20 protein-coding genes are annotated in these 19839 nt (G+C 62.5%); all 20 read left to right on the forward strand.

What is annotated here, in order from left to right; translation table 11 throughout:
* Positions 1–128: 128 nt before the first annotated feature.
* The 20 genes from ACIQUF_RS24035 to fliL all read left to right on the forward strand — a co-directional run bounded on the left by ACIQUF_RS24035 (position 129) and on the right by fliL (position 19830).
* The gene (locus tag ACIQUF_RS24035) at positions 129–1064 is read left to right on the forward strand and encodes a ketoacyl-ACP synthase III (RefSeq protein WP_403136109.1); all 936 of its coding nucleotides are present in this window, start codon (positions 129–131) and stop codon (positions 1062–1064) included.
* Positions 1065–1316: 252 nt separating this feature from the next.
* The gene (locus tag ACIQUF_RS24040; RefSeq protein WP_403136110.1) at positions 1317–2168 is read left to right on the forward strand and encodes a flagellin domain-containing protein; all 852 of its coding nucleotides are present in this window, start codon (positions 1317–1319) and stop codon (positions 2166–2168) included.
* A gap of 72 nt (positions 2169–2240) precedes the next feature.
* Complete coding sequence (locus ACIQUF_RS24045) at positions 2241–2615, forward strand: flagellar protein FlaG (protein WP_403136112.1); 375 nt, start codon at positions 2241–2243, stop codon at positions 2613–2615.
* An 80-nt stretch (positions 2616–2695) separates the two neighbouring features.
* Positions 2696–4108, forward strand: a complete 1413-nt coding sequence (gene fliD / locus ACIQUF_RS24050; protein ID WP_403136114.1) for a flagellar filament capping protein FliD — start codon at positions 2696–2698, stop codon at positions 4106–4108.
* A gap of 132 nt (positions 4109–4240) precedes the next feature.
* Complete coding sequence (gene fliS, locus ACIQUF_RS24055; protein WP_403136115.1) at positions 4241–4636, forward strand: flagellar export chaperone FliS; 396 nt, start codon at positions 4241–4243, stop codon at positions 4634–4636.
* A gap of 14 nt (positions 4637–4650) precedes the next feature.
* Complete coding sequence (gene fliT / locus ACIQUF_RS24060; RefSeq protein ID WP_403136117.1) at positions 4651–4947, forward strand: flagellar protein FliT; 297 nt, start codon at positions 4651–4653, stop codon at positions 4945–4947.
* Between the two features lie 165 nt (positions 4948–5112).
* Complete coding sequence (gene fleQ / locus ACIQUF_RS24065) at positions 5113–6588, forward strand: transcriptional regulator FleQ (protein ID WP_403136118.1); 1476 nt, start codon at positions 5113–5115, stop codon at positions 6586–6588.
* 199 nt (positions 6589–6787) lie between these two features.
* Complete coding sequence (locus tag ACIQUF_RS24070; protein ID WP_403136119.1) at positions 6788–8005, forward strand: sensor histidine kinase; 1218 nt, start codon at positions 6788–6790, stop codon at positions 8003–8005.
* Positions 8005–9366: a sigma-54-dependent transcriptional regulator gene (locus tag ACIQUF_RS24075; protein ID WP_403136120.1), complete on the forward strand. Its 1362-nt coding sequence runs from the start codon at positions 8005–8007 to the stop codon at positions 9364–9366. The genes ACIQUF_RS24070 and ACIQUF_RS24075 overlap by 1 nt, the downstream gene beginning before the upstream one ends.
* 106 nt (positions 9367–9472) lie before the next feature.
* Positions 9473–9805, forward strand: a complete 333-nt coding sequence (gene fliE / locus ACIQUF_RS24080; RefSeq protein WP_346613980.1) for a flagellar hook-basal body complex protein FliE — start codon at positions 9473–9475, stop codon at positions 9803–9805.
* A gap of 15 nt (positions 9806–9820) precedes the next feature.
* Complete coding sequence (gene fliF, locus ACIQUF_RS24085; RefSeq protein WP_403136123.1) at positions 9821–11599, forward strand: flagellar basal-body MS-ring/collar protein FliF; 1779 nt, start codon at positions 9821–9823, stop codon at positions 11597–11599.
* A complete protein-coding gene (gene fliG / locus ACIQUF_RS24090) occupies positions 11592–12611 on the forward strand; it encodes a flagellar motor switch protein FliG (protein ID WP_401071782.1) in 1020 nt (339 codons plus the stop codon). Before fliF ends, fliG begins: the two co-directional genes overlap by 8 nt.
* A 127-nt stretch (positions 12612–12738) precedes the next feature.
* Complete coding sequence (gene fliH, locus ACIQUF_RS24095) at positions 12739–13503, forward strand: flagellar assembly protein FliH (protein WP_403136125.1); 765 nt, start codon at positions 12739–12741, stop codon at positions 13501–13503.
* Positions 13493–14854: a flagellar protein export ATPase FliI gene (gene fliI / locus ACIQUF_RS24100; RefSeq protein WP_403136127.1), complete on the forward strand. Its 1362-nt coding sequence runs from the start codon at positions 13493–13495 to the stop codon at positions 14852–14854. Before fliH ends, fliI begins: the two co-directional genes overlap by 11 nt.
* Before the next feature lie 3 nt (positions 14855–14857).
* On the forward strand, positions 14858–15310 hold the full coding sequence (fliJ, locus tag ACIQUF_RS24105; protein ID WP_400795125.1) for a flagellar export protein FliJ: 453 nt from the start codon (positions 14858–14860) through the stop codon (positions 15308–15310).
* Between the two features lie 70 nt (positions 15311–15380).
* Complete coding sequence (locus ACIQUF_RS24110) at positions 15381–15686, forward strand: STAS domain-containing protein (protein ID WP_400795123.1); 306 nt, start codon at positions 15381–15383, stop codon at positions 15684–15686.
* Positions 15687–15694: 8 nt separating this feature from the next.
* Positions 15695–17386, forward strand: a complete 1692-nt coding sequence (locus ACIQUF_RS24115) for a SpoIIE family protein phosphatase (RefSeq protein WP_403136129.1) — start codon at positions 15695–15697, stop codon at positions 17384–17386.
* A gap of 48 nt (positions 17387–17434) precedes the next feature.
* On the forward strand, positions 17435–17782 hold the full coding sequence (locus ACIQUF_RS24120) for an Hpt domain-containing protein (protein WP_403136130.1): 348 nt from the start codon (positions 17435–17437) through the stop codon (positions 17780–17782).
* Between the two features lie 72 nt (positions 17783–17854).
* Entirely contained in the window at positions 17855–19150 is a 1296-nt protein-coding gene (locus ACIQUF_RS24125) for a flagellar hook-length control protein FliK (protein WP_403136131.1), read from the forward strand.
* A 182-nt stretch (positions 19151–19332) separates the two neighbouring features.
* The gene (gene fliL / locus ACIQUF_RS24130; RefSeq protein WP_403136133.1) at positions 19333–19830 is read left to right on the forward strand and encodes a flagellar basal body-associated protein FliL; all 498 of its coding nucleotides are present in this window, start codon (positions 19333–19335) and stop codon (positions 19828–19830) included.
* Positions 19831–19839: the final 9 nt, after the last annotated feature.

Raw genomic sequence — 19839 nt, forward strand, 5'->3', positions numbered from 1 at the left:
TGTCGAAACCGGGAACCGCCGCTTCATGCGCCCGGGCAAACCGTCAGGGATCGGAAACCCCGTATCGCCTGGCGTTTTGCCGTTTGCAGGGTGGCGGGTATTTCGCTGTTACTGAATTGGGAAGCCATATGATTGGCATTAAAAGCATCGCCAGTTACGTGCCGACTGAAGGCGTGGACAACTACGCCCAGGGCGCGAAATTCGGCAAGGACCAGGATTTCATCTTTGGCAAGATCGGCTCGACCTTCTTGCCACGCAAGGAAGCCGCCCAGGAAACCTCCGACCTGTGTGTCGAGGCCGCCAGGAATCTGTTCGCTGCCAATCCATCGCTGGACCCGGCATCCATTGATGCCGTGATCGTGGTCACCCAGAACGGTGATGCCGAAGGCCTGCCGCACACAGCGGCGATCGTCCAGCACAAGCTTGGCCTGTCGACCGCCATTGCCGCTTTCGATATCTCGCTGGGTTGTTCGGGCTACGTCTACGGCTTGTACGCGATGAAGGGCTTCATGGAAGCCGCTGGCCTGAAGAACGGCCTGCTGATCACCGCCGACCCCTATTCGAAGATTGTCGACCCCGAAGATCGCAACACCACCATGCTGTTCGGTGATGCCGCCACCGCCACCTGGATGGGCGAGGGCGCTACCTGGCAACTGGGCAAGTCGCTGTTTGGCAGTGACGGTGCCGGTGCCGAGCACCTGCGCACCACCGACGGCAAGTTCTTCATGAATGGCCGTCAGGTGTACAACTTTGCCCTGGTCAAGGTGCCGGCGCATTTGCATCAGTTGCTCGAAGCCAGCGACCTGCAGGCGAGCGACATCGACCTTTACTGCCTGCACCAGGGCAGCGCGGCGATTGTCGATGCGGTGTCGGCGCGCTTTGTCGAGGGTGAGCACAAGCAGAAATTCGTCAAGGACATGGTCGAGACTGGCAATACTGTGTCGTCGAGCATTCCGCTGCTGCTTGAAAAGCACGTGCTCGGCTCGCAACACCGGCGTGTAGCCCTCAGCGGCTTCGGTGTGGGCCTGTCGTGGGGCTCGGCAATCATTGAGCGGTGTGACTGACCGTTCATCGCCGTGATAGACGCCGCCACTGCCTGGCGGCGTTTTCTTTTCTAATCTACTGCCGTGGCGCGCCTGTAATCTGGCGTCAACTCCTTGATTTCATTGGGCTGGCCGGATGCCAGCAAATTTTTTCCAAAATCCCCTAAAGCAACCCGCCTTGACGACGATAACTATTACGAAGGTTCTCTGTGCCACACCCGGCGAATTGCCAAGGCCGGAAGCCGCAGTACCCAATCCAACGAGGAATTCGTCATGGCTTTGACCGTTAACACCAACACCACCTCTCTGGGCGTTCAGAAAAACCTGAACCGTGCTTCCGATGCACTGAGCACCTCGATGACCCGTCTGTCCTCCGGCCTGAAAATCAACAGCGCCAAAGACGACGCCGCCGGCCTGCAGATCGCTACCCGCATGACCTCGCAGATCCGTGGTCAGACCATGGCTATCAAAAACGCCAACGACGGTATCTCCATCGCCCAGACCGCTGAAGGCGCGATGCAAGAGCAGACCAACATCCTGCAGCGTATGCGTGAACTGGCAGTCCAGTCGCGAAACGACACCAACAGCACCGAAGACCGCGCCGCGCTGAACAAAGAATTCGCGCAGATGTCCGACGAGCTGAGCCGTATCGCCAAGTCCACCCAGCTGAACGGCAAGAACCTGCTGGACGGTACCGCTGGTGTTCTGACCTTCCAGGTTGGCTCCAACTCGGGCGCTGACAACCAGATCAGCATCTCCCTGGACAGCGGCTTCGACGCTGCCGCCCTGAGCGTTGACTCGGCTACCATCGCCATCACCGGTTCCACCAGCGCTGAAGCCGAAGCCAGCATGAACGCTGCTCTGGACGCCATCGACGCCGCTCTGCAAACCATCAACACCACCCGTGCTGACCTGGGTGCTTCGCAGAACCGTCTGACCAGCACCGTCAACAACCTGCAGAACATCAACGAGAACGCCGAAGCTGCCCGTGGCCGTGTACAGGACACCGACTTCGCTGCTGAAACTGCCCAGCTGACCAAGCAGCAGACCCTGCAGCAAGCTTCGACCTCGGTTCTGGCTCAGGCCAACCAGCTGCCATCCGCTGTACTGAAGCTGCTTCAGTAATCGCTGATGGTGACCGGCGGGGGAGTGCACTTTGAGGCGCTTCCCCGCCTTTTCGTTGCGAGGTGGTAAGTCATGGACATGAGCGTCAAGTTGAATCTGTCCTACCCGACTGCTCGTTCGACCGAACAGGTCGGCGACAAGCCGGTTGCCCGGTCGGCCGATGCGCCCCGCGGCAGTGATACGTTGGAACCCAAGGCCGTCACTGCGGCCGAAAAAGGGACTGATGCCGAAAAGGTCAGAAGCGCCGTTTCGGAAATCGAGAAGTTCCTCAGTTCGTCACGACGCAACCTGGAGTTCTCCACGGACGAAGAATCCGGCAAGATCGTGGTCAAGGTCATCGCCAGCGAGACGGGTGAGCTGATTCGTCAATTACCTTCTGAAGAAGCGTTGCGAATCGCCAACAGCCTGAGCGATGTAAGCAGTCTTTTGTTCGACGCCAAGGTCTGATCGGCGGCGAATGCCTTTAGGCGCAGTTCATGTCAGGCTTGCAGGAGCAGGGTTGACGTTACACGAAGAGGGATAATTTCATGGCGAGCACCATTGTCTCCAGTATCGGCCAGGGTACCGGGCTGAATATTACCGAAATGGTCGAAGCGCTGGTGTCTGCTGATACTGCAGCCAAGAAAGCGCAGATCACTCGGCAGACCAGCAACAACTCCGCGATGATCTCCGGTGTGGGCTCGCTGCGCAGTGCCCTTACGGCGTTCCAGGACGCCATGAAAAAACTCAATGACACCAGCGCGCCGGCGTTCAATGCCTATGCGGCGAAGTCGGCCAACGATGCTGTGGTCAAGGTCACCTCAGGCAATACCGCCGTTGCCGGCAACTACGATATCGTGGTCAATCAACTGGCCACCGGTTCCAAGGTGGCCAGCCAGCAGTTTGCCGGTGGTTCGACCTCCGCGATCACGGCGGGCGAGTTGAGCGTCAGCCAGGGCGGCAATACCTGGAAGCTGGACATCGCCGCCGGTGCCACGCTGGAGAGCGTGCGCGACCAGATCAACAAAGAACTGGGCGTGCAAGGCATTTCGGCGAACATCGTCAACGGTGAAGGTGGTTCGCGCCTGGTGCTCAGCTCGACCACCACCGGGGCGGGTTCCGACCTGTCGCTCAGTGGTATTCCCGAGCTGGAAATCGACGGCACCACGCAGATGTCCGGTACCGGCGCAGGTTTCATCACCGCCCTGGCGCAGGACGCCGAGCTGACCATCGATGGCCTGAAAGTCACCAGTGCAAAAAACACCATCGACAATGCCATCAGTGGCATGAAGCTGGAGCTGACCGGGGTCAGCACCAAGACCAATGGCGTTGGTAGCCCGACCCAGGTCACCGTTGCGGCAGACAACGAGGGGCTGCAGAAATCCATCCAGTCGTTCGTTGACGCCTACAACACCCTGCAGAAGGCGATCACCTCGCTGACCACCACCAGTCGCGACGAGAACGATAACCTCGTGCTCGGCCCGCTGACCAACGACCCAACGACCCGTTCGTTGCTCGGCGATGTGCGCAAGGTGCTGACTGAGGTGGGGGCAGGTGATCAGTTGACCAGCTTGAGCCAGCTGGGTATCAACACCACCAAGGACGGCACCCTGGAGTTCAACTCCACCAAGTTCACCACCGCGATGAATGACAAGAAGCTGGGGGCCGAGGTGCAGGAGCTGTTCACCGGCACCAACGGTATCTTCGAGCGGATGAACAAGGCGATCGATCCGTACAATGCCACTGACGGCAGCCTGGCCACGCGCAAGGCCAACCTGGACAAGGTCGCGAAGAATCTGGCGGACCAGCAGACTGCGCTGGAGCGTCGCACCGAGTCGCTGACCGAGTCGCTGACCAAGAAGTACGTGGCCATGGACACCGCGGTGGCCAAGCTCAATGCCCAGGCCAACCAGATCAAGGCCGTGTTCGACGCCCTCAATGCGCAGGCCAAGAACTCCTGATCGTCCCTGAGTGACAAAAGCCCGGCAGCGTCCATCGACGTGCCGGGCTTTTTGTTTTGCCCCTAAAGTTTTTTGACGGCCCGGCGATACACAGGGTACAAGCAACCTTTTTCGCTGCAACGAGGTAGATCCATGAACCCGATGTTGGCCCTTCGGCAGTACCAGAAAGTCAATGGCGTGGCCCAGACCTCCGAGGCCAGTCCGCACCGTCTGGTACAGATGCTCATGCAGGGCGGCCTTGACCGCATGGCGCAGGCCAAGGGCGCGATTGCGCGCAATGATGTCGCCCAGAAGGGCATCCTCATCGGCAAGGCCATCGACATCATCGGTGGCCTGCGCGAAGGCCTGGACCTGGAAAACCACGCCGACAGTCTGGCCGAGCTCGATAGCCTGTACACCTACATGAGCCGCCGACTGATCGAAGCCAACGTGAAAAGCGACCCCGCCATCATCGATGAAGTGGCGCGCTTGCTGATCACCGTGAAGGAAGGTTGGGACGCGATCGGCGACCAGTCGCCGGCCCCCTAGTCAAGGAGGATGCCATGAGCGAGGTAATCACCCGTATCGAACAGACCCGCGAGTTGCTGCTGGCCGCCCTGGCCAGCCGCGACTGGGATGCCGTGGGCGAGTTGGACCTGGAATGCCGCCTGCGCATCAATGATGTGCTGGCCGAAGCGCAGGGCCAGGAGGCGGACGTGCGCGATAGCCTGGAGCAGTTGCTGGCCGTTTATCGGCAATTAATCGAGGTTGCAAGTGGCGAGCGTCAATCCATAGTCGATGAAATGACACAAATCCGTCAGGCGAAAAACGCTGCCAAGGTATACCATCTGTTCAGTTGACCACAGATGTCCTAAAAGTCGTGCGCCATTAATTTGACTGTATGCTTTTTTTTGACTTTACTAGTGGCTGTTTTCGTATTTCAGACGTCCGACCACTGACCATTCAGTCAGAATGATGTCGAGCACGCCTTCGGGCGCCGATATGACTAGGGAAGTTGCTATTGCATGTGGCGTGAAACCAAGATTCTCCTGATCGATGACGACAGCGCCCGCCGCCGCGATCTGGCGGTGGTCCTGAATTTTCTCGGCGAAGAAAACCTGCCCTGCTCGAGCCAGGACTGGCAGCAGGTGGTGGAGTCGTTGTCTTCGAGCCGTGAAGTCCTCTGCGTGCTGATCGGAACCGTGAATGCTCCAGGCAATGTGCTGGGGTTGCTTAAGACAGTGGCCGGATGGGATGAGTTCCTTCCGGTGTTGCTGATTGGCGAAATTTCTTCTGCGGACTACCCGGAAGAGCTGCGCCGTCGCGTGCTGTCCAACCTCGAAATGCCGCCGAGCTACAGCCAGCTGCTCGATTCGCTGCACCGTGCCCAGGTCTATCGCGAGATGTACGACCAGGCCCGTGAGCGCGGTCGTCAGCGTGAACCCAATCTGTTCCGCAGCCTGGTCGGCACCAGCCGTGCCATCCAGCATGTGCGGCAGATGATGCAGCAGGTGGCCGACACCGATGCCAGCGTGCTGATTCTCGGTGAGTCCGGCACAGGCAAGGAAGTGGTGGCGCGCAACCTGCACTACCATTCCAAGCGCCGCGAAGCGCCGTTCGTACCGGTCAACTGCGGGGCGATCCCGGCCGAGTTGCTCGAAAGCGAATTGTTCGGCCATGAGAAGGGCGCTTTTACCGGTGCCATCACCAGCCGTGCCGGGCGCTTCGAGCTGGCCAACGGCGGTACGCTGTTCCTCGACGAGATCGGCGACATGCCGCTGCCGATGCAGGTCAAGCTGCTGCGTGTGCTGCAGGAGCGTACCTTCGAGCGGGTCGGCAGCAACAAGACCCAGAGCATCGACGTGCGCATCATTGCCGCGACGCACAAGAACCTCGAAAGCATGATCGAGGACGGGACTTTCCGCGAAGACTTGTACTACCGCCTGAACGTGTTCCCGATCGAGATGGCGCCGTTGCGTGAGCGCGTGGAAGACATTCCGCTGCTGATGAACGAACTGATTTCACGCATGGAGCACGAGAAGCGCGGTTCCATCCGCTTCAACTCCGCCGCGATCATGTCGCTGTGCCGGCATGGTTGGCCGGGCAACGTGCGCGAGCTGGCCAACCTGGTCGAGCGTATGGCGATCATGCACCCGTACGGGGTGATCGGCGTGTCGGAGCTGCCAAAGAAATTCCGCTACATCGACGACGAGGACGAGCAACTGGTCGACAGTTTGCGCAGCGACCTCGAAGAACGCGTGGCGATCAATGGCCATGCGCCGAACTTCTCCAGCCATGCCATGCTGCCACCTGAAGGTCTGGATCTGAAGGACTACCTTGGCAGCCTGGAGCAGGGCCTGATTCAGCAGGCGCTGGACGACGCCAACGGTATCGTGGCGCGGGCGGCTGAACGTTTGCGTATTCGCCGTACCACTCTGGTGGAGAAGATGCGCAAGTATGGGATGAGCCGGCAGGGTGGCGAGGACCAGGCGGAGGATTGAGGTGGGGTTGGGGGGGGCTAGTCGTGAGTGCTCTGGCGCCCTTTAGATCGAGCGCCGCCCGCGCGGCGCTCGATTTACGCATCACTGCAAATCTCAAGACCTGCCTCCCAACCCTCCAAAACCCCATCCCCGGCACGGCTATTGCTACACCGCTCTCACCACACCGTTTTTATGACGGTCAGCCACGCGAGAGAGCACGATGCCCCAGGCCGCCCACTTATCCCGAGTCCCTGATCCGCAGGGGCACTCCCCGGTCGAACAGGAGAGTCGACAGGGGCTGGAGCAGGCATTCGCCCTGTTCAACCAGGTGTCCACCCAGCTCAATCAGTCCTACAGCCTGCTCGAAGCCCGCGTCAGCGAGCTCAAGGGCGAGCTGGCGGTGGTCGGCGCCCAGCGCATGGCCGAGCTGAACGAGAAGGAGCGCCTGGCCAATCGCCTGCAAAACCTGCTCGATCTGCTGCCTGGCGGGGTAATCGTGATCGATGACCAGGGCCGGGTGCGCGAAGCCAACCCGGCGGCCTGCGAACTGCTTGGTGAACCGTTGCTCGGCCAGCTGTGGCGGGAAGTGATCGCCCGCAGTTTTGCGCCACGCAAGGACGATGGCCACGAGGTCTCGCTACGCGATGGTCGGCGCCTGTCGATTGCCACCCGCTCGCTGGACGCCGAACCCGGCCAGTTGGTGCTGCTCAACGACCTGACTGAAACCCGTCGCCTGCAAGACCAGCTGGCGCGGCACGAGCGGCTGTCGTCGCTGGGGCGTATGGTCGCCTCGCTGGCCCATCAGATCCGCACGCCGCTGTCGGCGGCCATGCTATACGCCAGTCACCTGGCCGATGCCGAGCGCGAACTGGCGCCAGAGACCCGCCAGCGCTTCGCCGGCAGCCTCAAAGAGCGCCTGCACGAGCTGGAGCACCAAGTGCGCGACATGCTGGTGTTTGCCCGTGGCGAGTTACCGCTGGGTGATCGGCTGACGCCCAAGGGCCTGTTCCAGGCCTTGCAGCAAGCTGCCCAGCCGCACGTGCAGGGGCATGCCGTACGCTGGCAATGCGACAGCCACCTGGGTGAATTGCTGTGCAACCGCGACACCCTGGTCGGTGCCTTGCTCAACCTGATCGAGAACGCCCTGCAGGCCAGCAATGGCGAGGCGCGGCTCAAAGTGCACCTGTTCCGTCGCGGCCACACCCTGCGGCTGTGCGTCAGTGATGCCGGCAGTGGCATCGATGCTGATTTGCTGGGTCGTCTGGGGGAGCCGTTCCTCACCACCAAGGCCACCGGCACCGGTCTCGGCCTGGCGGTGGTCAAGGCCGTGGTGCGTGCGCACCAGGGCACATTGCGGCTGCGTTCGAAGGTAGGGCGCGGCACCTGTGTCACGGTTGAGTTGCCGTTGATCGGCGGGCAGCCTGTGGAGGCTGTGTAATGACCATCAAGGTGCTGCTGGTCGAAGATGACCGCGTGTTGCGCCAGGCGCTGGGCGATACCTTGGAGATTGGCGGCTTCGCCTATCGTGCCGTGGGCAGTGCAGAAGAGGCATTGGAAGCTGTGGAATGCGAGGCGTACAGCCTGGTAGTCAGCGATGTGAACATGCCGGGGATGGATGGGCATCAACTGCTCGCGCAGCTGCGCCGCCACCATCCGCACCTGCCGGTGCTGCTGATGACCGCCCACGCAGCGGTGGAGCGCGCCGTGGAGGCCATGCGTCAGGGCGCTGCGGATTACCTGGTCAAGCCATTCGAGCCCAATGCGCTGTTGAGCCTGGTCGAGCGTCACGCTGCCGGACGCCTGGGTGAGGCCGACAGTGAGGGGCCGGTGGCTTGCGAAGTGGCCAGCCGACAACTGCTAGAGCTGGCCTCGCGTGTCGCGCGCAGCGATTCTACCGTGCTTATTTCGGGTGAGTCGGGCACTGGCAAGGAAGTGCTCGCACGCTACATCCACCAGCAGTCGCCACGGGCAGCGCAGCCCTTTGTCGCGATCAACTGCGCGGCCATTCCTGACAACATGCTCGAAGCCACCCTGTTCGGCCATGAGAAGGGTGCTTTCACGGGGGCCATCGCTGCGCAAGCCGGCAAGTTCGAGCAGGCCGAAGGCGGCACCTTGTTGCTCGACGAGATTTCCGAAATGCCGCTGGGCCTGCAGGCCAAGCTGCTGCGCGTGTTGCAGGAGCGCGAAGTGGAGCGGGTGGGTGGGCGCAAGCCGATTGCGCTGGATATCCGCATTCTGGCGACCACCAACCGCGATATTGCGGGTGAGGTGGCGGCAGGGCGGTTCCGTGAGGACCTGTTCTACCGGCTTTCGGTGTTCCCGCTGGCCTGGCAGCCGCTGCGCGAGCGCAGTGGCGATATCCTGCCGCTGGCCGAGCGCCTGCTCTCACGGCACGTAGTGAAAATGAAGCATGCCCCGGTGCGCCTTTCCGCCGCAGCGCAAGCCTGCCTGCAGGCCTATGCCTGGCCGGGCAACGTGCGCGAACTGGATAACGCTTTGCAGCGTGCACTGATCCTGCAGCAGGGCGGTGTGATCGAGGCGGCGGATTTCTGTCTGGCGGGTGTCATTCCCTTGTCGGCGGTCGCCCCTGTCGCCGTCGAGCAGTCGCTTGACTCCGCAGGTCTTGGCGATGACCTGCGCCGCCACGAGTTCCAGATGATCATCGACACCCTGCGCGCCGAGCGTGGCCGCCGCAAAGAGGCCGCCGAGCGTCTGGGTATCAGCCCGCGCACCCTGCGCTACAAGCTGGCGCAGATGCGCGATGCCGGGCTCGATGTGGAAGCCAGCCTGTACGGCTGATTCAGTTAATTGAAGGTGTGCGCAGCGGGCTGGCACTCTTGTTGCTAGTTCTGGGCTATCCGCCGCATGAGTGTCAAAAAAATGCGGCCGCCGGAGAGAGAAGTTCATGAGCCAAGGTGTTGAATTCAACCGTCTGATGCTGGACATGCGGGCCATGCAGGCCGATGCCATGTCGTTGCCTAAAGCCACTGCTGCGCCTGAGTTGGCCCCAGGCCAAAGCAGCTTCGCCGATATGCTCGGCCAGGCCATCGGCAAGGTGCACGAGACCCAGCAGGCGTCGACCCAGCTCGCCAATGCCTTCGAGATCGGCAAGAGCGGTGTCGACCTGACCGACGTGATGATTGCTTCGCAGAAAGCCAGTGTGTCCATGCAAGCGCTGACCCAGGTACGCAACAAGCTGGTCCAGGCGTACCAGGACATCATGCAGATGCCGGTTTGAGGACGGAAGTAAGTCATGGCTGAAGCAGTCGTCGATAATCCCCCCGCCAAGAGTGGCCCGCCAGCGTCCAAACCGCCGCTGTTCGGCATGTCGTTCCTGGAAAACATCTCGCAGATGCCCATGCTGCGTCAGGTCGGCCTGCTGGTCGGGTTGGCCGCGAGCGTGGCGATCGGCTTCGCCGTGGTGCTGTGGTCGCAGCAGCCGGACTACCGGCCGCTGTATGGCAGCCTGGCCGGCATGGACACCAAGCAGGTCATGGATACCCTGGCCGCCGCGGACATCCCCTACAATGTCGAGCCCAATTCCGGTGCTCTGCTGGTCAAGGCCGACGACCTCTCCCGTGCGCGCCTGAAGCTGGCGGCCGCGGGCGTGGCGCCGAGCGACGGCAACGTCGGCTTCGAGCTGCTCGACAAGGAGCAGGGCCTGGGTACCAGCCAGTTCATGGAGGCTACCCGTTATCGCCGCAGCCTCGAAGGCGAACTGGCCCGCACCGTCTCCAGCCTGAACAACGTCAAGGCTGCTCGCGTGCACCTGGCGATCCCGAAAAGCTCGGTGTTCGTGCGTGACGAGCGCAAGCCAAGCGCTTCCGTACTGGTCGAGCTGTATCCAGGCCGTGCGCTGGAAGCCGGGCAGGTGATGGCCATCGTCAACCTGGTCGCCACCAGCGTTCCTGAGCTGGACAAATCGCAAGTTACCGTGGTCGACCAGAAAGGCAACCTGCTCTCCGAACAGTTGCAGGACACCGCGCTGACCATGGCCGGCAAGCAGTTCGACTACAGCCGCCGCATGGAGAGCATGCTCACCCAGCGCGTGCACAACATTCTGCAGCCGGTGCTGGGCAACGACCGTTACAAGGCCGAAGTCTCCGCCGACCTCGACTTCAGCGCGACCGAATCCACCTCCGAGCAGTTCAACCCGGACCAGCCGGCGCTGCGCAGCGAGCAGGCGGTCAATGAGCAGCGTTCCAGCAGCTCTGGCCCGCAAGGCGTGCCGGGTGCGCTGAGCAACCAGCCACCGGCCGGCGCTTCGGCGCCGGAAAATGCCACCACTGCCGCACCCGCCGCTGGTGCCATCCAGCCGGGGCAGCCGCTGGTGGATGCCAACGGTCAGCAGATCATGGACCCGGCCACCGGCCAGCCGATGCTCGCGCCATACCCGGCCGACAAGCGTGTGCAAACCACCAAGAACTTCGAGCTGGACCGTTCGATCAGCCACACCCGCCAACAGCAGGGCCGTCTGAGCCGCTTGTCGGTGGCGGTAGTGGTCGACGACCAGGTCAAGCTCGATGCCAATGGCGAGGCCACCCGCGCGCCGTGGGGGGCTGAAGACCTGGCGCGCTTCACTCGCCTGGTGCAGGACGCGGTGGGCTTCGATGCCAGCCGTGGCGACAGCGTGACCGTTATCAACGTGCCCTTCGCCGCCGACCGTGGCGAAGACATCGCAGAAATCGCGTTCTATCAGCAGCCGTGGTTCTGGGACATCGTCAAGCAGGTGCTGGGCGTGGTGTTCATCCTGGTGCTGGTATTCGGCGTGTTGCGCCCGGTACTCAACAACATCACTGGCGGCGGCAAGCAAGCTGCTGCGACGGACAGCGACATGGAGCTGGGCGGCATGATCGGTCTGGATGGCGAATTGGCCAACGACCGCGTCAGTCTGGGTGGCCCGACAAGCATTCTGTTGCCAAGCCCGAGCGAGGGTTACGAGGCACAGCTCAACGCAATCAAAGGCCTGGTGGCCGAAGACCCGGGCCGCGTGGCCCAGGTCGTGAAAGAGTGGATCAACGCCGATGAGTGACAACCGAGCCGTTACCGCCAAGCTGAGCCGCACCGACAAGGCGGCGATCCTCCTGCTCTCGCTGGGTGAGACCGATGCTGCCCAGGTGCTGCGCCATATGGGCCCGAAAGAAGTGCAGCGGGTCGGCGTGGCCATGGCGCAGATGGGCACCGTACACCGCGAGCAGGTGCAGCAGGTGATGAGCGAGTTCGTCGAGATCGTCGGCGACCAGACCAGCCTGGGCGTGGGCTCCGACGGCTATATCCGCAAGATGCTCAACCAGGCATTGGGCGAGGACAAGGCCAACGGCCTGATCGACCGCATCCTGCTCGGTGGCAACACCAGCGGCCTGGACAGCCTCAAGTGGATGGAGCCGCGTGCCGTGGCCGACGTCATCCGCTTCGAGCACCCGCAGATCCAGGCCATCGTGGTTGCCTACCTCGACCCCGATCAGGCCGGCGAAGTGCTGAGCAACTTCGACCACAAGGTGCGCCTGGACATCATCCTGCGCGTGTCTTCGCTCAACACCGTGCAGCCAGCGGCGCTGAAGGAGCTGAACCAGATTCTCGAGAAACAGTTCTCCGGCAACTCTAACGCCGCGCGCACCACCCTGGGTGGCATCAAGCGTGCCGCCGACATCATGAACTTCCTCGACAGCTCCGTGGAAGGTGCACTGATGGACTCGATCCGCGAGATCGACAACGACCTCTCGGAGCAGATCGAAGACCTGATGTTCGTCTTCAACAACCTGGCCGACGTCGACGACCGTGGCATCCAGGCATTGCTGCGCGAAGTGTCCTCCGACGTGCTGGTGGTGTCGCTCAAGGGCGCCGACGAGCGGGTCAAGGACAAGATCTTCAAGAACATGTCCAAGCGTGCCTCCGAGCTGCTGCGCGACGACCTCGAAGCCAAAGGCCCGGTGCGTGTCAGCGACGTGGAAACGGCGCAGAAGGAAATCCTCACCATCGCCCGACGCATGGCCGAGGCCGGCGAGATCGTGCTCGGTGGCAAGGGTGCCGAGGAAATGATCTGATTTTCCTGTGGGAGCGGCTTTAGCCGCGAAGTGAACGACGCGGTTGATGGCACCGGCTTTGCCGGTGTTCGCGGCTAAAGCCGCTCCCACATAGACTGCATTGGTCAGTGTTGAGTAGTTGATAAACATGTCCAGCAAAGAACACCACCCCAGCGACCTGATTCGTGCCCGTGACCTGGAAGGCGTCGATGTCTGGGCATTGCCCAGCTTCGACCCTGAGCCAGAACCCGAGCCGGAACCAGAGCCCGAGATCATCGAGGAAGAAGTCGAGGAAGTGCCGCTGGAGGAAGTCCAGCCGTTGACCCTCGAAGAGCTCGAAGCGATCCGCCAGGAGGCCTACAACGAAGGCTTCGCCACCGGCGAGCGCGAGGGGTTCCACAGCACTCAGCTCAAGGTGCGCCAGGAGGCCGAGGAAGCGCTCAGTGCCAAGCTGGCGGGCCTGGAGCAATTGATGGCGCACCTGCTCGAACCCATTGCCGAGCAGGACACGCAGATCGAGAAATCCCTCGTGCACCTGGTCGCGCACATGGCCCGCCAGGTCATTGGCCGCGAGCTGCGCAGCGATTCCAGCCAGATCACCCAGGTGCTGCGTGAAGCCTTGAAGCTGCTGCCGATGGGGGCGGACAACATCCGCATCCACCTCAACCCACAGGATTTCGAACTGGCCAAAGCCTTGCGCGAACGCCATGAAGAAAGCTGGAAGCTGCTCGAAGACGACGCGCTGTTGCCGGGCGGTTGCCGCATCGAGACCGCGCACAGCCGCATCGACGCAACCATGGAAACCCGTATCGAAAAGGCCGTGGCCCAGCTGTTCGATCAGTTGCACGATCAGTCCCTGCACCCGGCGGCGCCGGACGTCTCGATCGAGCTGGGCGCTACCGATGCGCCTTGACCGTACCAGCTTCGGCAAGCGCCTGGGCGGTTATGCCGAGGCGATCGCGCTGCCGGTGCAGCCGGTGGTCGAAGGCCGCCTGTTACGCATGGTCGGCCTCACCCTGGAGGCCGAGGGCCTGCGCGCTGCCGTGGGCGCTCGCTGCCTGGTGATCAACGACGACACCTATCACCCGGTGCAGGTCGAAGCCGAAGTCATGGGCTTTGCCGGCAGCAAAGTCTTCCTCATGCCGGTCGGCAGCATCGCCGGTATCGCACCAGGCGCGCGGGTGGTGCCGCTGGACGACAGTGGCCGCCTGCCGATGGGCATGAGCATGCTCGGCCGGGTGCTGGACGGTGCCGGCCGTGCCCTGGACGGCAAAGGCGGGATGAAGGCTGAGGACTGGGTGCCGATGGACGGCCCGATCATCAACCCGCTCAATCGTGATCCGATCAGCCAGCCGCTGGACGTGGGCATTCGTAGCATCAACGGCCTGCTGACGGTAGGCCGTGGCCAGCGCCTGGGCCTGTTCGCCGGTACTGGTGTGGGTAAGTCGGTGCTGCTGGGCATGATGACCCGCTTCACCGAAGCCGAAATCATCGTGGTCGGCCTGATTGGCGAGCGGGGTCGCGAGGTGAAGGAGTTCATCGAGCACATTCTCGGTGAAGAGGGCCTCAAGCGCTCGGTGGTGGTGGCATCGCCGGCTGACGACGCGCCGTTGATGCGTTTGCGCGCGGCGATGTACTGCACGCGCATTGCCGAATACTTCCGCGACAAGGGCAAGAACGTCCTGTTGCTGATGGACTCGCTGACCCGTTTCGCCCAGGCCCAGCGGGAAATCGCCCTGGCCATCGGTGAGCCGCCGGCCACCCGAGGCTACCCGCCGTCAGTGTTCGCCAAGCTGCCCAAGCTGGTGGAGCGTGCCGGCAATGGCGAAGCGGGCGGCGGCTCGATCACTGCGTTCTACACGGTACTGTCCGAAGGCGACGACCAGCAGGACCCGATCGCCGACTCGGCGCGCGGCGTGCTCGACGGCCACTTCGTATTGTCTCGGCGCCTGGCTGAAGAAGGCCATTACCCGGCCATCGACATCGAAGCCTCGATCAGCCGGGTCATGCCGCAGGTTGTGGATGCCGACCACCTGCGTCAGGCGCAGAAGTTCAAACAGCTGTGGTCGCGCCTGTCGCAGAGCCGCGACCTGATCAGCGTTGGCGCCTATGTGGCCGGTGGCGACCCGGAAACCGACCTGGCCATCGCCTTGCAGCCAAAGTTGGTGGACTTCCTGCGCCAGGGGCTGGACGAAAATGTCGGCATGGGCCAGAGCCGTCAGCAGCTGGGGGCAGTGTTCATGCCGCCGGCCAATGGCGGATAAGCCATGAGCCTGCCCAGCCGCGCCGCGCGCCTGGCGCCGGTGGTGAACATGGCCGAAGAGGCCGAACGCAAGGCCGCGCAGCGGCTTGGGCATTTCCAGCAGCTGGTGGCACAGGCCCAGGCCAAGCTGGCGGAGCTTGAGTCGTTTCGCGAGGGCTACCAGGCGCAGTGGATCAATCGCGGTGGTCAGGGCGTCAACGGCAGCTGGCTGGTCAACTACCAGCGCTTTCTCGGGCAGCTGGAAACGGCCATGACCCAGCAGCGCCAGAGCCTGACCTGGCACCAGAACAACCTGAACAATGCCCGTGGCACCTGGCAACAGGCCTATGCCCGGGTGGAGGGGCTGCGCAAGTTGGTGCAGCGCTACATGGACGAGGCGCGGCGGGCGGAAGACAAGCGCGAGCAGCGCTTGCTGGATGAGTTGTCGCAGCGCTTGCCTCGGCAGGGGCATCTCTAGCTTGCGGCAGTTACCACCGCCTGCTAAACCTTGAAGAGTTGCATTCGCCATCATCGAAGGAATCGCTAGCATGGCAGTCGAGACTGATTTTTCGCAGGACGGGAAAAAGCTCACGATCAAGGTCAAAGGACGCTTCGATTTCGGCAAGCATCAGGAGTTTCGCGATGCTTACGAACGTCAGGCGGGGCGGCCCGACTCGGTGGTCGTCGACCTTAAAGACACCACTTACCTGGACAGTTCGGCACTGGGCATGTTGCTGCTGCTGCGCGATCATGCCGGCGGCGACGAATCGGACGTGCGGGTGGTGCATGCCAGCTCCGACGTGCGCAAGATCCTGGCGATCTCCAATTTCGAAAAACTGTTCGATATCAGTTGAGCGCCCAGATGCCGGCTGATCAGCCGCTGACCGTGCTGGTGGCCGAAGATGGGGCTACGGACCGCTTGTTGCTGGCGCAAATCGTCCGGCGCCAGGGGCATCACGTGTTTACCGCTGATAACGGCGAGCAGGCAGTGGCGCTGTTTGCCGAAAAGCGCCCGCAACTGGTCCTGCTCGACGCCTTGATGCCGGTTATGGACGGTTTCGAGGCGGCGCGGCAAATCAAGGCGCTGGCTGGCGAAGCGCTGGTGCCGATCATCTTTCTCACCTCGCTCAACGAGGAGGAGGCCCTGGTGCGTTGCCTGGAGGCCGGTGGCGACGATTTCATGGCCAAGCCGTACAGCGCGGTCATACTCGGTGCCAAGATCCGTGCCATGGACCGTTTGCGGCGGCTGCAGGCGACCGTGCTGGCGCAGCGCGACCTGATCACCCGTCACCACCACCACCTGCTCAACGAGCAGCGGGTGGCCAAGGCGGTGTTCGACAAGGTTGCCCATTCCGGCTGCATCACAGCACCCAACATTCGTTACCTGCAATCGCCCTATGCGTTGTTCAACGGCGACTTGCTGCTGGCAGCCTTCACCCCGTCCGGCGACATGCATGTGCTGCTCGGCGATTTCACCGGCCATGGGCTGCCCGCCGCAGTCGGCGCCATGCCCCTGGCGGAAGTGTTCTACGGCATGACGGCCAAGGGCTATGGCCTGGCGCAGATGCTGCGCGAAATGAATGCCAAGCTTAAGCGCATCCTGCCGGTGGACATGTTCTGCTGCGCGCAATTGCTCAGCCTGAGTGTGCAGCGCGGTACGGTGGAGATGTGGAACGGCGGCATGCCCGACGGTTACCGGCTTTCGGCGTGCGGCGAAGTGCTGTCGAGCCTGCCCTCGCGTCACCTGCCATTGGGAATTCTCGCGGCGGAGCGCTTCGATGACAGTACCGAGGTACTGCCGATGGCGGCGGGTGAGCGCTTGCTGCTGCTGTCCGATGGCGTGGTAGACACGGCGGACGAGCAGGAGTGTCTGTTCGGCGTCGAGCGTCTGCGTGCGGTGCTGGCTGCCAATCGCGACCCGGTGCAGTTGTTCGACGAAGTGATGCTGGCGTTGGAACGCTTTGGCGGCAGCCCCCGGGATGATATCAGCCTGTGCGATATCCGTATGTTTACCGCAGAGGAGCGAGTGCCCGCGCCGACGATCTACTCTGACAGTGGGCGCTCCAGCCCGCTGGACTGGTCGCTGGGGTTCGAGCTGCGCAGCGAAAGTCTCAAGCGCTTCAACCCGGTACCCTATCTCGTGCAGTTGTTGCAGGAAATTCATGGCCTGCGGCCACGCACTGGCGCCCTGCACAGCGTGCTCAGCGAATTGTATTCGAACGCCCTGGAGCATGGCGTGCTGGGCCTGGACTCACGGCTCAAGCGTGATGTGCACGGGTTTGCCGACTATTATCAGGAGCGCGCCCGGCGTCTGCTGGCGTTGGTCGACGGTTTTGTGCGGATCGATTTGAAAGTGGAACCGCTGGCCGCAGGTGGGCGTCTGACTATCGAGGTCCGCGACAGTGGGGCGGGGTTCGACGTGCTGCATGTGCTGGCGAGGCCGGCCAGCGAGCAGGGTTTGAGTGGCCGCGGTCTGAATCTGGTAAGGCGCCTTGGCAGTGACGCCGGGTGGCGAGAAGGCGGCCGTTGCGCTTGGGTACAGTTCGATTGGTGAGCTGTCTGGCGGCTGAGGCATAATCTGGCTTGATCAAGGAGTGAGCAAGTGACTGACAAGCATATTGACCACAAAGTGCTCAGCGACCTGCAGGAGGTCATGGAAGATGGCTACCTGCAGCTGCTTGAAACCTTTCTGGAAGACTCCGAGCGGCGCCTGAGCCAATTGCACGGCGCCCGTAATTCCGACGAGCTCGGCATGGCAGCGCATAGCTTCAAGGGCAGCAGCAGCAACATGGGCGCTATTGGCCTTGCGCAGCTGTGCCAGCAGCTGGAGGAGCGGGTCAAGGAGCGGCCGCTGTATGGCATCGAAGACCTGATCAACCGCATCGACCAGGAGTACCAGGAAGTGCAGCGGTTCTATCGGGGTGAACGCGAGCGGGTTTCTGCAGGCTGATTAGCCAGTTGGCGCGACTTTTGCCTGTCTGTGTCCAGACGATACTTTTGTTTCTGGCGCGGAGACCCATCAATGCCTGTCGCACCCAATCCATTGTTGCAAGCCAACATCCTGAGCAAGCCGTCGCGCGCGGGTGTTTCGGTGGCGGACAAGCCGGCGCAGGCAGCGGCCGCGCAGGGTGGCGGCTTTGATCAGGTCATGGCTGGCCAGGCCCGTGACAAGGTGCCGGTTCGCGACGACAAGGTCGCCCAGGCCAAGCCAAAGGACAAACCTGAACCTGCCCAAGGCGGCAAGAAAGACGCTGCCGATAAACCGGCGGTTGCCGATGACGGCAACAAATTGCCAGCAACCGATCAGTCGCAAGCCGATGCTGCCGCAGGCAATGATTCGAGCTCGCTGGACGCCAACCTGGTGGCCGGCCAGATCACCGATGCACAGCCGGGGGCGCAACTGCTGCAAGCTCAGGCAGAGGCGGTGGCGCCTGTCTTGCAGGCTGCTGTGCAGCCGCCGCAAGCCCCCCTCACCGAGCCATTGCCGGAAGAACCCACCGCCGAGGCCTTTGACCCGGATGCCGACCCCCTGGCCAATCTGCCGACCCTGCGCCTGGCGTTGGAGCAAAGTGCCCAGGCAAAAGGCACGACCTCTACCCATGCCGCCCAGCCCCAGTCCGACGATGGTCACCCTGCCGTCAATCCGTTGGCGACCTTGATGGATACGATCGAAGCCGAGGCGGGCCAGTCCGAGACGGGCGACAAGGCGTTCGGTGCGTTGCTTGAAGACGGCCTCAAAGACACCAAGCAAGCGAGCAGCGATACACGCATCGATGACTTCGCCAACCGCCTGGCCAGCCTGACCCAAGCTGCAACGGCAAAGACCGCGAATGCCGTGCCGGTGAGCAGCAGCCCGCTGCACCAGCCGCTGCCGATGAACCAGAATGCCTGGACCGAAGGCCTGGTCAATCGGGTCATGTACCTGTCCAGCCAAAACCTCAAGTCGGCGGATATCCAGCTGGAGCCGGCTGAGCTTGGGCGCCTGGACATTCGCGTCAATGTGGCGGCGGATCAATCCACCCAGGTGACATTCATCAGCGGTCACGCCGGGGTGCGTGATGCGCTGGATAGCCAGGTGCATCGCCTGCGTGAACTGTTTGCCCAGCAAGGGCTGGCACAGCCGGATGTCAACGTGGCGGACCAGTCGCGTGGGCAGCAACAGCAGCAGGCGCAGCAGGAGGGGTCGCAGTTGTCCGGCGTGGCGGCGCGGCGGGCGCAGAGTGGCGGTGGGGGTGAGCAGGGGGAGGTTGCCGAGGTTGGCCGGGCTGTTGAGCAGCAGGTGGTTATTGGTGATAGTGCGGTTGATTTTTACGCTTGAGGGGTGTGGTGGGTTTGAGACCGAGCGCCGCCCGCGCGGCGCATCGCGGATGAATCCGCTCCTACGGTCTACCTACGGCCAATTATGCCTGTGGCATCTCCACTTTCCGCCAAACCTGGCATAACACTTGCTCAAGCCACGTCATCCTCCTTTGAAACCCCGATGGACGACGGATTATTGGCATGGCGAAGAGCGACGCAGTGAAAGACCCCGCCACTAAAGGCAAACTCAAGCTGATCCTGCTGCTGGTGCTGGCCCTGTTGCTGGCGGTCGGCCTGTCGGTGGGCGCCACCTGGTTCTTCATGCACAAGAGCGAGTCTGCTCCAGCAGCCGACCCGGCTGTGGCCAACGTCAAGCCGGCGGCGATCTACGAGCCCCTGGCCCCGGCCTTCGTGGTCAACTTCAACCAGAACGGTCGTCAGCGCTACATGCAGGTGAGCATCACCCTGCAAGGCCGTAATCAGGCCGACCTGGATGCCCTCAAGGTGCACATGCCGGTGATCCGCAACAACCTGGTGATGATGTTCTCCGGGCAAGGTTTCGACACCTTGGCGGGCAGCCCTGTGGGCCAGGAGATGTTGCGCCAGAAAGCCACCGCGGTGGTGCAGGAAGTGGCGCAGAAGGAAGTCGGCAAGCCGGTGGTCGACCAGCTGCTGTTCACCAATTTCGTATTGCAGTAGGAGTCCGCA

This window comes from Pseudomonas sp. NPDC090233, assembly GCF_044772285.1.
In the GTDB taxonomy this organism is placed as follows: domain Bacteria; phylum Pseudomonadota; class Gammaproteobacteria; order Pseudomonadales; family Pseudomonadaceae; genus Aquipseudomonas.